Source organism: Bradyrhizobium ingae (genome assembly GCF_055791185.1).
The window spans coordinates 17,649-30,745 of sequence record NZ_JBVUBB010000042.1; the positions used below are offsets into that span (position 1 = coordinate 17,649).

General features: G+C 62.4%; 11 protein-coding genes and 1 tRNA gene. 3 read left to right on the forward strand and 9 right to left on the reverse strand.

The annotated features are described in order from the left end of the window. Positions 1 to 208: 208 nt before the first annotated feature. The 7 genes from ACV1FX_RS35920 to rpmH all read right to left on the reverse strand — a co-directional run bounded on the left by ACV1FX_RS35920 (position 209) and on the right by rpmH (position 6,074). Positions 209 to 1,189, reverse strand: coding sequence for a DUF1036 domain-containing protein (locus ACV1FX_RS35920; protein ID WP_473122305.1), 981 nt, complete (start codon positions 1,187 to 1,189; stop codon positions 209 to 211). Between the two features lie 188 nt (positions 1,190 to 1,377). Further along, the gene (gene argB, locus ACV1FX_RS35925; protein WP_270163739.1) at positions 1,378 to 2,265 is read right to left on the reverse strand and encodes an acetylglutamate kinase; all 888 of its coding nucleotides are present in this window, start codon (positions 2,263 to 2,265) and stop codon (positions 1,378 to 1,380) included. Positions 2,266 to 2,494: 229 nt separating this feature from the next. Next, positions 2,495 to 2,857, reverse strand: coding sequence for a DUF423 domain-containing protein (locus ACV1FX_RS35930; RefSeq protein WP_473122265.1), 363 nt, complete (start codon positions 2,855 to 2,857; stop codon positions 2,495 to 2,497). Further along, positions 2,857 to 3,510 carry a ribosome biogenesis GTP-binding protein YihA/YsxC gene (gene yihA, locus ACV1FX_RS35935; protein ID WP_473122266.1) on the reverse strand — a complete coding sequence of 218 codons (654 nt, stop codon included), beginning with the start codon at positions 3,508 to 3,510 and terminating at the stop codon, positions 2,857 to 2,859. Before yihA ends, ACV1FX_RS35930 begins: the two co-directional genes overlap by 1 nt. A 146-nt stretch (positions 3,511 to 3,656) precedes the next feature. Further along, positions 3,657 to 5,516, reverse strand: coding sequence for a membrane protein insertase YidC (yidC, locus tag ACV1FX_RS35940; protein WP_473122267.1), 1,860 nt, complete (start codon positions 5,514 to 5,516; stop codon positions 3,657 to 3,659). A gap of 16 nt (positions 5,517 to 5,532) precedes the next feature. Beyond that, positions 5,533 to 5,910 carry a ribonuclease P protein component gene (gene rnpA, locus ACV1FX_RS35945; RefSeq protein ID WP_473122268.1) on the reverse strand — a complete coding sequence of 126 codons (378 nt, stop codon included), beginning with the start codon at positions 5,908 to 5,910 and terminating at the stop codon, positions 5,533 to 5,535. 29 nt (positions 5,911 to 5,939) lie between these two features. After that, a complete protein-coding gene (rpmH, locus tag ACV1FX_RS35950) occupies positions 5,940 to 6,074 on the reverse strand; it encodes a 50S ribosomal protein L34 (RefSeq protein ID WP_008542748.1) in 135 nt (44 codons plus the stop codon). Positions 6,075 to 6,424: 350 nt separating this feature from the next. Here rpmH and ACV1FX_RS35955 point away from each other — a divergent pair, with 350 nt between their 5' ends. The 3 genes from ACV1FX_RS35955 to ACV1FX_RS35965 all read left to right on the forward strand — a co-directional run bounded on the left by ACV1FX_RS35955 (position 6,425) and on the right by ACV1FX_RS35965 (position 11,150). Further along, complete coding sequence (locus tag ACV1FX_RS35955; protein WP_473122269.1) at positions 6,425 to 7,966, forward strand: ATP-binding protein; 1,542 nt, start codon at positions 6,425 to 6,427, stop codon at positions 7,964 to 7,966. Positions 7,967 to 8,262: 296 nt separating this feature from the next. Continuing rightward, positions 8,263 to 8,339: transfer RNA gene (locus ACV1FX_RS35960), tRNA-Arg, on the forward strand. Between the two features lie 1,041 nt (positions 8,340 to 9,380). Then, complete coding sequence (locus tag ACV1FX_RS35965) at positions 9,381 to 11,150, forward strand: pentapeptide repeat-containing protein (RefSeq protein WP_473122270.1); 1,770 nt, start codon at positions 9,381 to 9,383, stop codon at positions 11,148 to 11,150. Positions 11,151 to 11,175: 25 nt separating this feature from the next. Here the strand turns inward: ACV1FX_RS35965 and ACV1FX_RS35970 are convergent, their stop codons facing one another. After that, a complete protein-coding gene (locus ACV1FX_RS35970) occupies positions 11,176 to 11,697 on the reverse strand; it encodes a hypothetical protein (RefSeq protein WP_473122271.1) in 522 nt (173 codons plus the stop codon). A gap of 504 nt (positions 11,698 to 12,201) precedes the next feature. Then, a complete protein-coding gene (locus ACV1FX_RS35975; RefSeq protein ID WP_473122272.1) occupies positions 12,202 to 13,083 on the reverse strand; it encodes a recombinase family protein in 882 nt (293 codons plus the stop codon). Between the last annotated feature and the right edge of the window lie 14 nt (positions 13,084 to 13,097).

Genomic DNA, 13,097 nt, shown 5'->3' on the forward strand with positions numbered 1-13,097 from the left:
TCTCTATACGTTGACTGCGGCAGCGGCCCCAGCCTCAACCGCCGTCCTGGCGAAAGCCAGGACCCATACCGCGTGATCCATCAATGGGGCACTCTGGTCGTCGTTCTTCGTCAAACACAATCCTGTGGTAATGGGTCTCGGCCTTCGCCGGGACGACGACAGAGGATGCGGCGCCGTCATCATCATAGCACTCGCGCACTCACAGCGCTCACGGCATCGCAAAGCGCAGCGTCTTGCCACCGCTGCTCATGTCCACCACGCCAAATCCCGACGCCACAAATCCGCGCGTTCCGCAATCGGCCTGCTCGTTGGTCTCGAACTTGGTCTCGCGCGTGCAGAGCTGCTTCTCGCCGCCCCAGTTCAGCGGTTTGTCCTTCAGCTTGATGGTGCGGTTGTCGTCGTCGACGGCTTCCGCAAAGCTGAAAATCTGTTTCGGCTGGCCGGCCACGTCGGGGTGCAGGCACTTGCCGGGATCGATGCGGTACCAGCCGCGGCTCGTCACCACCTTGCCGTCGTCGGTCGCGACCGCTGCCATCACCCTGTGCGGGGTGTCGTTGCACCAGGTGAGGCCGCTCGTTGACGGCGTCTGCACCGCGTCGACCATGGTCTTGAAGAAGTTTGGCGACTGCGCGATGTCGGATGGCAGCCCGCGGCTCTTCAGGAAGGCGGCGAGCGCTGATTGCGTCTTCGGGCCATCGACGCCGTCGATCGCGCCGGCGTCATAGCCGGCGATCGCCAGCAGGCGCTGGATGCCTGCGAGCCGCGCCTGCTCGTCGTCATACTCGGAGTCCTCGGCGAGGTAGGCGACGAGGTTGCCGTCGTCGCCCTGCGTCGGCATCACCTGGGTGAACGCGGCTTGCGTCTTGCGGCATTGGCGCGCGGCGGCGATGACGAAATTCTCCTGCGCGATGCACAGCATGTCGCTGCCGTTCTGAGGGATCGGCGAGGCGCCATAGACGCCGAGCGCGCGGGCGTGGAGCAGGATACGGTCCGCGGCCAGCGTACCCTGCACCACCACGCGGCATGCGGCGGGATCGATCCGGAACCAGCCGCGCGTCGCGGTCGCCGCCTTGTCGTCGATGCCGATCGCGGCTTCCACGACATAGGACATGCGATTGCAGATCTTGAGATCGGCGAGAGCCGGGGCGGAGGAGAAGAAGAACGAGACGGCCGCCGCCGGCAAAGTCATCAGGATGCGGCTCAATACCGAGCGACGGTGCCGCTGCTCTCTCAGCTCGCCATGGCCGGGCGAAAGCGCGGAGCACGTCTCGACGAACAAGTCCCGGCCATCCACGTGCGCCCGCGCGTGTGAAGGGGCGTGGATGCCCGGGTCAAGCCCGGGCATGACGACCTTTCTCCGCTGCTCGCGCTCTTCCATCACTTGTGGATCAGCGTTCCCGTGCCCTGGTTGGTGAAGAGCTCGAGCAGCACCGCATGCTGCATCTTGCCGTCGATGATGACGACGCCCTCGACGCCCTGTTCGAGCGCATAGATGCAGGTCTCGACCTTCGGGATCATGCCGCCGGAAATGGTGCCGTCGGCGATCAGCTTTCGCGCATCCTTCACCGAGAGCTGCGGGATCAGCTTCTTCGACTTGTCGAGCACGCCCGGCACGTCGGTGAGCAGCAGAAGGCGCTTTGCCTTCAGCGCGCCGGCCACCGCACCCGCAAAGGTGTCGGCGTTGACGTTCAGCGTCAGGCCTTCCTTGGAGGTCGCGAGCGGCGCCAGCACCGGGATCAGCTCGTAGCCGATCAGCTGGTTGAGCAGCGTGAGGTCGACCTTCTCGGGGTCGCCGACGAAGCCGAGATCGACCGCCTTCTCGATATGCGAGTCCGGATCGATGATGGTGCGCGTTGTCTTCGACGCCTTCACCATGTTGCCGTCCTTGCCGGACAGCCCCACGGCCTTGCCGCCGGCTTCGTTGATGTAGCCGACGATCTGCTTGTTGACGGAGCCGGCCAGCACCATCTCGACGATCTCGATGGTTGCGGCATCGGTGATGCGCAGCCCGGCTGCGAATTCCGAGACGATGCCGAGGCGCTTGAGCATGGTCGCGATCTGCGGGCCGCCGCCATGCACGACCACCGGGTTGATCGCGGTCTGCTCGAGCAGCACGATGTCGCGGGCAAAATTCTTCGCGGTCTCCTCGTCGCCCATGGCATGGCCGCCATATTTGATGACGATGGTTTCCTCGTCGTACTGCTGCATATGCGGCAGCGCTTCGGACAGGATGCGGGCCTGGTCGAGCGGAGAGATGTCGGTCATGAAACTGATCTCGCTGGCGGGACTAACGCGGCCTGCGTTCTATCCGATTGGCGGGCGAGGCGCAAAGTGCGCGTTGTTACCCTCGCCCCTTGCGGGAGAGGGTGCCGAGCGAAGCGAGGCGGGTGAGGGGTCTCTATCCGCGAATGACCCTAACGAGAATGAGCGGATGGAGACCCCTCATCCGGCGCTTCGCGCCATCTTCTCCCGCAAGGGGAAGGAAGAAAGAGCACTATTTCCGCGGTACCACCGCCGCCGCCAGCGTCACCGCCAGCCAGCTCAAGATCATCAGCGTTCCGCCCGTCGGCGCCGCATAGGGAAACAGCGAATGGCTGGCATATTGGCGCAGTGTCAGGTCGGCTGCGAACAATGTGGCCGCGATCACGAAGCCGAACGCCGCGCCGAGGCCAATTCCGCCGTGCAGAAGGCCGCGCGCGAGCAAGGCAACCAGCGCCAATATGGCAGTTGCGTGAAACAGCAGCATTGCGCTTGCGGTGGCGAGCCGGCTTGCCTCCGCGCCGTGGGCGCCAGCCGCGGCCAGCGCCACGCCGGCGGCGCCCATCAGACCGGCAAGCCCGATCAGCAGGCGGGGCATCACGTGCTCCGCTCTTCCAGCAGCTTCGCCATCGCGGCGCGCAATTCGGCCATTCCGGTCGAGCTGCGCGACGAGGTCGCGATGACGTTCGGAAACGCGGCCGGATGTTTGGCGAGCGAGGCTTCCGTCTCGGCGATGCGGGTCTGGAGCTCGGACGCCTTCACCTGGTCGGCCTTGGTCAACACGATCTGGTAGCTGACGGCGGAGCGGTCGAGCGTCTTGAGGACTTCGAGATCGACGTCCTTGAGCCCGTGCCGCGCGTCGATCAGCACGTAGACGCGGGCGAGCGAGGCGCGTCCCAGCAGGAATTTGTGAATCAGCTCGGTCCAGGACGCGACCTGGCTCTTGGGGGCCTTGGCGTAGCCATAGCCGGGCATATCGACGAGGCGCAGCTCAGCCTTGCCCGGGACCTCGAAGAAGATCAGCTCCTGGGTGCGACCCGGCGTATGCGAGGTGCGCGCGAGCGCGTTGCGCCCGGTCAGCGCGTTGATCAGGCTCGACTTGCCGACGTTCGAGCGCCCGGCAAAGGCGATCTCCAGTCCCGCCATCGGTGGCAGCGTTTGAATCGAGGGCGAAGCCCAGATGAACTGCCAGTCGCGCGCGAACAGCTTTCGCCCCGCTTCGATCAGCCTGTCGTCGGTTTCTGCGTTCATGTGAAGGTCTCACCGCTCGTCATGCCCGGGCTTGTCCCGGCCATCCACGTCTCACCACGGAGCAAGCCTCTAAACGTGGATGCCCGGGACAAGCCCGGGCATGACGGTGTGGAGGCGGTTGCGCCTGGCAGCAAAAGACGACGAGGCTACGTCGCCTTCTTTGCGAACGTCGCCTTGAGATTGTCAAACAGCTCCACCTTCACGCCGTTGCGGCGCATGATGAAGCTCTGCTGGATCACCGAGAGCGTGTTGTTCCAGGCCCAGTAGATCACGAGGCCTGCGGGGAAGCCCGCCAGCATGAAGGTGAAGATCAAGGGCATCCAGTCGAAGATGATCTTCTGCGTCGGATCCGGCGGCGTCGGATTCAGCTTCATCTGGAACCACATTGTGATGCCCATGATGATCGGCCAGATGCCGAGCGCCAGATAGTGGCCGAACACCGGGATCGTCGTCGGATCGAAGGGGATCAGCCCGAACAGCGTGAACAAATTGGTCGGATCCGGCGCCGAGAGGTCCTTGATCCAGCCGATGAAATGCGCGTGGCGCATCTCGATGGTGACGAACAGCACCTTGTAGAGCGAGAAGAACACGGGAATCTGGATCACCACGGGAAGACAGCCGGCGACCGGATTGATCTTCTCCTTGCGGTAGATCTCCATCATCTCCTGCTGCTGCTTCACCTTGTCGTCGGGATAGCGCTCGCGGAGCGACTGAAGCTGCGGCTGGATCGACTTCATCTTCGCCATCGAGGCGTAGGACTTGTTCGCCAGCGGGAAGAACAGCAGCTTCACGATCACGGTCACGAGCAGGATCGAGATGCCGAAATTGCCGAAGAAGCGGTAGAAGAAGTCGAGCCCCAGGAACATCGGCTTGGTGATGAAGTAGAACCAGCCCCAGTCGATCAACAGATCGAAATGGTTCAGGCCGAGATCCTTGTTGTAGCCGCCGAGGCCCGCGAACGGGAACACGCCGACGACGCCGGCTTCCTTGGCGCCGGCAAACAGCCGCGCATTGGCGGTCGCGCTGCCGCCGATCGCGACGGTCACGGGATCGAGCAGATAGTCGGTCTGGTAGCTCCGGATATTGTTGGCGAGATCCGACGAAAAGCGCGCCTGGAGCTGCGCGTTCGTGTCGGGCAACAGCGCCGAGGCCCAGTATTTATCGGTGATGCCGAGCCAGCCGTCGGTGGCCTTGAAGTTCACCTGCTTGGCTTCGTCGATCTTCTTGTAGGCGTATTCCTGCAAGCCATGCTCGCCGAGATAGCCGATCAGGCCTTCATGCAGGATGTAGTAGCCGGAGACCTGCGGCGTGCCGTGGCGCGAGATCAGCGCATAAGGATAGAGCGTGACCGGCGCGTTGCCGACATTGGTCACCTCGTCCTTGATGGTGAAGAGATAGTGGTCGTCGACCGCGATGGTGCGGCGGAAGGTCAGGCCCTCGCCATTGTCATATTTCAGCGTCACCGGCGTCGACGGCGTCAGGTTGCCCGAGCCGTCCTGCTGCCAGACCGTCGAGGCGTCCGGCAGCTTGGCCGTGACGCCCTGTCCCCGCACCCAGCCGAACTCGGCGTAATAGGGCTGCGCGGTGCCGGACGGCGAATAGAGGATGATTGGCGGCGAGCTCGGGTCGACCGTCTCGCGGTACTGCACCAGCGCGAGATCGTCGATGCGGCCGCCCTTCAGCGCGATGCTGCCGGCAAGGCGCGGGGTATCGATCTTCACGCGCGGGCTGGCTGCGATCGCGACGTCGCGGGCAACGGCCGGCTGGTTGGTGGCGGAAGGCGCCGCCGGTGCCGGCGTCGCGCCGGCCTGCGGCGTGGTCGTCGGGGTTCCGGGCTGAGGCGAGGCCGTCGAGCTCGGCTGCGGCGTGCCCTTCTGCAGCTCGGCCTGCGCCTGCTGCTGCGCGCGCTGCTTCTCCATCTGCGGCACATTGTAGAAATACTGCCAGGCGATCAGCACCAGGCCGGACAGAATGACGGCGATGATGGTGTTGCGATTGTCGGTCATCTCTGGATTCTCGTCATCAGTCCGGTTTGCGGCCCGTGAGTGAGGGCTTCTGCCCTCGTCCCTTCGTCGCTGGGCGCTGCGACTGGGCGAACGCCGCGCGAAGGTCGTCGAGCATGACCGCGAAGTCGCGCGTGAGCGCGTCCCTGCGGCCGACTAGCACATAATCATGGTGGGGGTGCATCGACACTGGGTCGCAGCGCTTCACCAGTTCGCGAAGCCTGCGCCGGATGCGATTGCGCTCGGTGGCAGTGCCGTTTTTCTTGGTAACGGTAAAACCGACCCGAATCGGGCCGGTGTCATCGCGGCGACGGCTTTGCAGGACGAACGCGGGCCTGTTCACCCGCGCGCCATTGGCAACGGCGAGGAAATCCGCCCGCTGCCTCAGCCGATCCATGATGAAATCCCAAAAAGGGCCAGTCCGGCTCAGGCGCTCAGACGCTTGCGGCCGCGGGCGCGGCGGGCGGCGAGGACCTTGCGGCCGCCGGCGGTGGCGAGGCGGGCACGGAAGCCGTGACGGCGCTTGCGCACCAGTTTGCTGGGTTGATAAGTCCGCTTCACGGGTTGTTCTCCGCTGACCGGGCAATTTGCCTTTGGAATTGATGGATACGTCCGAAAGATGCGGCCCAAAACGGGCCCTTTCCGGCCCCAAAAGAGCCGCTCCCGGTGTCACACCGGGTCATCGCGGACAATTCGGCGCGGCTTATAAGGGAGTGTCCCCTTTTCGTCAACGCTGCGAGGCGGGTCCAATTGGTGAATATCGCTGTTTCCGCGGGGTTTTTGCCTATGGAGGTAGCGACTCGCCGTTTCCGCGCCTAGATCCTACCTCGGTAGATTAGCGATCCGTAATTTGACCGGCCGGCCCGACGGGCCGCATCCTGCACAAGTCGAGGCCAACGAAGGCGAAATTCGTGTCAGCGACAGACCTTCAGCCGACCCAGAGGGGCCTGCAAGACCTGGAGCCCCGGGACCAAGAGCCGGAGCGCCAAGGCCTGGGGTCGTCGGCGGCCGCGCGGCCGCGCGCCCCGCGCCGGCTCGGCCTCTCCGGCAAGCTGCTGCTGCTGACCGTCCCTCTGGTGATGATCGCGGCGAGCATGCTCTACGTGCCCGCGATCGCCAACTTCTGGGTCAACCGGCTGAACGACCGCGTCGCCGCGGCGAACACCGCGGCTCTGGTGCTCGACGCCGCGCCGCTCGGCATGGTCCCGGACTCGCTGTCGCGGCAGATTCTCAGAAGCATCAATGCGCGCGCGGTGGCGATCAAGATGGGCCAGCAGCGCCGTCTGCTCGCCAGCGCCGAACTGCCGGCCGCGATCGAGCACGACATCGATTTGCGCGAGATGACGGCATGGCAGGCGATCACCGGCTCCTTCCAGATGATGCTTGAGACCGGCAACCAGGCCATCCGCATCGTCGGCCCGGCGAGCGGCAACGCGCAATTCATCGAGGTCGTCACCGACGAATTGCCGCTGCGGCAGGCGATGTACCGCTTCTCGCGCAACGTCGTGGTGGTCGCCCTGTTCATCGCGGTTCTGACCGCGGGCCTCGTCTATCTCGCGCTCCATTATCTGTTCGTGCGGCCGATGCGGCGGCTGACAGCGAGCCTGGTCGGCTTCCATGAAAACCCCGAGAGCTCAGCCGGAATCATCGTGCCGAGCCAGCGCGGTGACGAGATCGGGGTTGCCGAGCGCGAGCTGTCGGACATGCAGCGCGACCTGATGTCGATGCTGCATCAGAAGAGCCGGCTCGCAGCGCTTGGCCTTGCCGTTTCCAAGATCAACCACGATCTGCGCAACCTCCTAGCGTCCGCGCAGCTTCTGTCCGACCAGCTTGCCAGCGTGCCCGATCCGCGGGTGCAGCGCTTTGCGCCAAAGCTGGTGCGCTCGCTCGAGCGCGCCATCGCATTCTGCCAGTCGACCCTGTCCTACGGCCGCGCCCAGGAGGCCGCGCCGGATCGCCGCCTGATCCTGATCGAGCCGGTGGTCGTGGAGGTGCGCGAGACCGCGGGCCTCGCCTCCGATGCCTCGATCACCTGGGTTGCCGCGATCGAGCGCGGGCTGTCGATCGATGCCGATCCCGACCAGCTGTTCCGCGTGCTCCTCAACCTCGTCCGCAACGCGGCGCAGGCGCTGGAAACGCATGCCGCGGGCGCGGTCGGCCCGCAGCAGATCCGGATCACCGGCAAGCGCGAGGGCGCGGTTGCGATTCTGGAGGTCTCCGACACCGGTCCAGGCGTGCCGGAAAAGACCCGCGAGCACCTGTTCGAGGCGTTCCAGACCTCGGGCCGCCCCGGCGGCAGCGGGCTCGGGCTGGCGATCGCCGCAGAGCTCGTCCGCGCCCATGGCGGTGACATCCATCTCGTGGAAGGCACCATCGGCGCCACCTTCCGGATCGTGATCCCCGACCGCCCCGTGGAACTCCTCTCCATCCGCAACGAGCGGGCGAGGGCGTAGGGTCGGCCAGCGGCCGACCGGGGCCGCATTTCGAGGGGGCTTGTCGATCTGTCATTCCGGGGCGACGCTCCGCGCCGAACCCGGAATCCAGAGGTTTGGGCACGAGATTTCCGGGTTCTCGCTTCGCTGGCCTCGGAATGACGGGGTGGAGCGCGGTCTGGAAATGCCCCAAATACCGTCCTTCCAGACCTTGCCAATCGGGACAAGAGCGGTTAGTCAGAGCGCTCTTTCGCACCCCCTCCGGCTCCGTCCGGAGGCTGCGTGTGGGTTCGCCCGCACTACTGTTTGCGAAACACGCGCCCGTAGCTCAGCTGGATAGAGCATCAGACTACGAATCTGAGGGTCGGACGTTCGAATCGTTCCGGGCGCGCCATTCTTTCACTGTTAATTCAACGTCTTAGCTTTTCGGCCGCGAGGCTAGGTAATTTTGCACTGTGTCCGTGCAAGCACGGTGCAAGCTGACGGATAAATTTCACGGCCTTCGAAAGTCGATCCCGCTCCCTTGCCCACATCTTTGCCGCACCGCTGGCCGGGGCTGACGCGCCGTCCGAGCCATGCGAACGTGGCATGGTATCTGGTGCTCGCACTTTCTCCGTGAAGCCTTTTTCTTCAGATTAGGAATCCGGCCGCCCAAGTCGCCCAAGCCGTCCGAAACGCTATAGCCATGCGGGTTTCTCATGCGTGCGGTTTGCCGTCCGGTGCCGCCCGAGTCGTCCGCAAAGATCGAGATCGTCAGGCGCGATTGCATCGATCCTGACGCTGGACGGCATGCCGAGCGCGATATGTCAGGGTCGTCAGGTGAGGATTGAAATTGAGCGGCTGGCGCGTTTTCGGGGCGCACTCGTGCCGTAGGGGGTGGGTGCCCGGGAAGGACCCGCGAAGGAGTGATCCCCCGCTGCGGTCGATCGCCCAGTGTTGCACCTCAGAGTCGGCGCGCGCCCAGCATCCTGAGCGCGCGCGGTTGGCGACGATCAACGCGCCGCCAAGACAACGCGAATGCCGTCATCCTGGGGCAGCGTGCCGTTCACGAGCGGAAGGGGGGCGGGGTCGCGCGACCAGCGACCGGCGGCCTCTCCCCGGCGTGCCGCGAGCGATGCGGTCACACACGCAGCAAGACGCGCCAATAAAAGCGCGCGCCGCGCGAGGATACAATCGAAGGTACGAACGATGCGCCCCATGTGACTCGGCGCGCTGTTTCACGCTCTATCGCGCCGAAGGTTGGCCCTGGCAGGCTCAGCGAAAGCATTGGACGTTCACCGGAAACTCACCTCGCAGGCATCCATGTTGGAAGCCGACGCGGTGAAAGTTCGGAGCTAGTTCACAGCGAGATTCGCGGAACATTGCAAATGTCCCCTCGCCTTCCAAAGCCGAGCGGATATGCTGGACATGGCCAATTTCGGGCCGGGGGCGGTGAATGACTGATAAGCCTTTGAACCCTCGCGATGTCGAAGGGCTCGAAAAATCATTGAACGACTCGGCGACGCGGGTCTCGACAATCTGGATCAGCTATCTGCTGTTCGGCCTTTACTTGCTCGTTTCGGCCGGAACGGCCACGGACAAGCAGCTTCTGCTTGAAGAGTCTGTGAAGCTGCCTGCGCTCGGGACCGAAGTGCCGCTAAAAGCCTTTTTCGTCATTTCGCCCATACTGTTCGTGCTTCTGCAATTCTACGTGTTGCTGCAGACGTTGCTGCTGGGCCGCACGGCCAAAGCCTACAATGAGGAACTGGACAAGACGCTGAAGGTGGGAAGCGACAACGCGATTTTCCGCGAGCGCTTGGCAAACACAATTTTTGCTCAGACTTTTGCCGGCGCCCCGAGGGAGCGGGAAGGTTGGGTCGGAAAAATACTTCTCGCAATAACTTGGTTCACTCTCATAGCCTCGCCAATCCTCATTCTGCTCACTTTTCAGCTCAAATTTCTTCCCTATCATAGTCTGCTGATCACTTGGCTGCACCGTGCGCTGATCTGCGCAGAGCTGGTGATCTTTTTTTGCCTTTGGCCTGCGGTACTCGATCCCAACAAGGACTTCGATTGGACTGGAATTGAAATGCGTCCTTGGCAGCCCGCATTTCGGTCAAACGGGCGTTACAAGGCTATTGCAGCTTTCATTCTGCTCTTGTCATGGATCATTTTTTCATATCCGGGCGAGGCGCAACTGAATCTCCTTACGTTTCAAAGTTTCGGGAGCCACCCATGCGGCGCGTCGCCGGGATTCTACCTCGGCATTGACCGGATCGCTCTGAACTACACGAACGTTGCACAGCCTGACAAGAAAGTTGCTGCTGCGGCGAACGTCGAGGATCCATCCGAACATTCGATCTTGTTGGACTGGAGCCGTCGGGATTTCTCTTGCGGCAAGTTCGTCGGTGTCGACTTTCGCCGGACGAACCTTACTGATTCCCACTTCGAAGGAGCCTCTCTGTCGGGTTCTTTTTTTGACCAAACGACAATTATGTCGGGCGTGGTTCTGGACGACGCTGACCTAAGCCAACTTGAGCTGAATGGCCTGCACCTCGAACTGGCCAGTTTCAATCGCACTAAGCTGAACCACGCGACGCTGACCGGTGTTCATTTAGGCGCGGCGACAAAGTTCGTTGGTATCGATCTATCTCAAGCAAAGCTAAATAACGTCGCATTTGCAAAAGGTGCGGAATTCTCCGGCGCGATTATGACCCGTGCGGAACTAACCGGCGTTCAACTGCCGGAAGCTCACCTCGAAGGTGCAGGCCTCCAGCATTCTATTCTCCGCAAATCAACTCTAAAGGACGCAATCCTGGACGGCGCGGATCTTTTCGATGCACAGCTCGATAATACGGCGTCGGACTGGGCTTCTGCCAAGGGTTTGTTCGGACCGAAACGCCCGCCGGACTGGGACAAGCCTGACGAGCAAACCAAGCTGGCGGACGCAGTCGCCGAGACTGTTTGCCTACCGGGAAAGACTGAAGCGGAAAACTTCAAGACAATCAAAAACAGAAAAGAAATCGTAACCGAGATAGTCTCCAACGCACTTTATCCGACTTGTCCCGATCCGAACGCATCACAGGCCGATTGTTTGGCCGAACAACAAAAGTTGCCCGAACAACCAAAGGGCTATCGCAAAAGATTGGCAGAGCGCATGGAAGCCTGCGCAAAATCAATCCTGACGCAGGATAGCTTCATCGCCTTGCGGAATGAGAACAACTAGCTAAGCACCGCGTAGCCGGAATGGTTCAAAATTTTATTTTCGCGTGACATGAAAATTGCCAAATTGTGTAACCGCACCGGTTTCCGTCACGAGAGGAAAGCTGAATGCTATTGGCGCGGTCGCTACACCGATCGGCGACAATCTGGTCAGGCGTACCGCAACCAACGTTGAAGTCGACCTTGCCGCATCCGTCGGGATATTCTCCTCTACAAACGGTAAATGCTGTCACGTGCTGGTCCGGAGCCAACGTCACTAGGGATGCCGGCGTGTACAGGTAAGAGCCCGCAAAGATCACCGACGCAACTGCGGCAACGAGGGCAGCCTTGCTGGAGAATGGCAAGGATCGCGTGAATATCGGAATCAATAGTGCTACGAAAGCCGCCGCCGCAGCAAACGCTATCCGAATAAAAAAATATTCGTTTACGGAAGGCGCCGGGTACGCCGTTTGTACGTAAACGGGAAGCAAGACGATGATGGCGATCCACCAGCCGAAAACGACGATAAACCTCTGCAACTGGCTCGGTCGTTTTTCGGATGTTTGGTCCACTGTCATGATCGTAGATTTACCGCACTTGTGTGGTGACGTGAAGCGGCCCTTTTGAAAAAGCAACGGCTGATTGGCTCTCAATTTTATTGGCTAGGAGGGGCGGGGCGGCGCGCAAAATGACACGCGATCGTGTGTAACTTAAGCGTTTGCTGCAACAGCGCCGGCATCCGGTCGAGCTGAGGGGGCGCGCTGCGCGCTCGTCCGCGGTTGGGGCGGTAGGACGTGGGCATATCGAGGCCGAGCGCTCACGCCTAGTGCCTCGCCCTGCTGTTTGCCTCCTACGCATCCGGCGTAGGCCGCAGGCGGGGGCCAGAGCTAGAGCGGTTAAACTCTGGTACAACCTATCCCGGACGCTACTACTGTTCTACAGATCAGCCCCGCTTGGGATCCGCAACTTCATCGAGCATGTGTCGTTCGTGCGACTTCACGCGCACGATCGCTGCGACTATTCGAAGAGCGAGGCCATCGTCACCGCTGCGCCGGTCACGGCCTGTCGCGGCAACGTCAATCACTTGGGCGCTGCTCGATGCCTGGGTTGTGGCAGTCGTCGGTTCGGTCACCGTCAATGTTTTCCTTTCTTAGTTGAGGCGGTTGAATGCCGTGAACTGGATCGATGGTCCACGGTTCGGCGCTTTCCGCCATGACGCCAAAAGCGTCCGCGATCTCCACACGCATTTTGTAGACGATGGAGTTCAATTCGGATCGCATTTCCTGAATGCCCGCCCTCGTAAAGGCTGCTGCAAGTGCCTCGACGTGCGAAGGAAGGCGCGTGATTGTGTTGACGACGATCTCCCCCAGCCTCACCCCCGCCTCCTTCATCTCGGCAACCGGCACCAACTCGCCGAGCCGCTGTTGAAGTTCGAGATATTTCAGGTCGGCGGCGTATTGCTTCTCTCGCGTCTGCGCATCTCGGAAGGCAGAAGAGGTCGGGGCATCGACATCGATTATCGCTTTCGTCGCCGCGCCGGCCTCCCGGGCAGCATCGCCGGTTGACCCAATCGCAACATGGTATTGCGCAAGGTTTACGCGGAGGGAGCGACCCTCGCCGCGAGTGGTGAGGTCGCCAGTTTCGACCAGGCGCCGGACACGCTCGTGCACGCTTTGGCGAGATAGATTTTTCATTCGGAAGCGGCTGAAGCTGTGGACCAGGATCACGTCGAACGCCGGCGGCTTGATCGTCGCCGCGTCGATCATGCGCTGGAACTCCGGCCGCCGATCGTCAGTCGCGGGCGCGCCGGGCTCGACATAGTCGGCGACGATTTCCCAGCCGCGCGACGCGCAGTAACCCTTCGCCTGGCGGCGCTGGTCCGGGATAGAGAGGTCATTGTCGGCTTGCCGGCCCATCGAGACCCGCAGGTAGAGAGCCGCCCGAACCGTCGCCGCCATGGTGATGTCCCCCT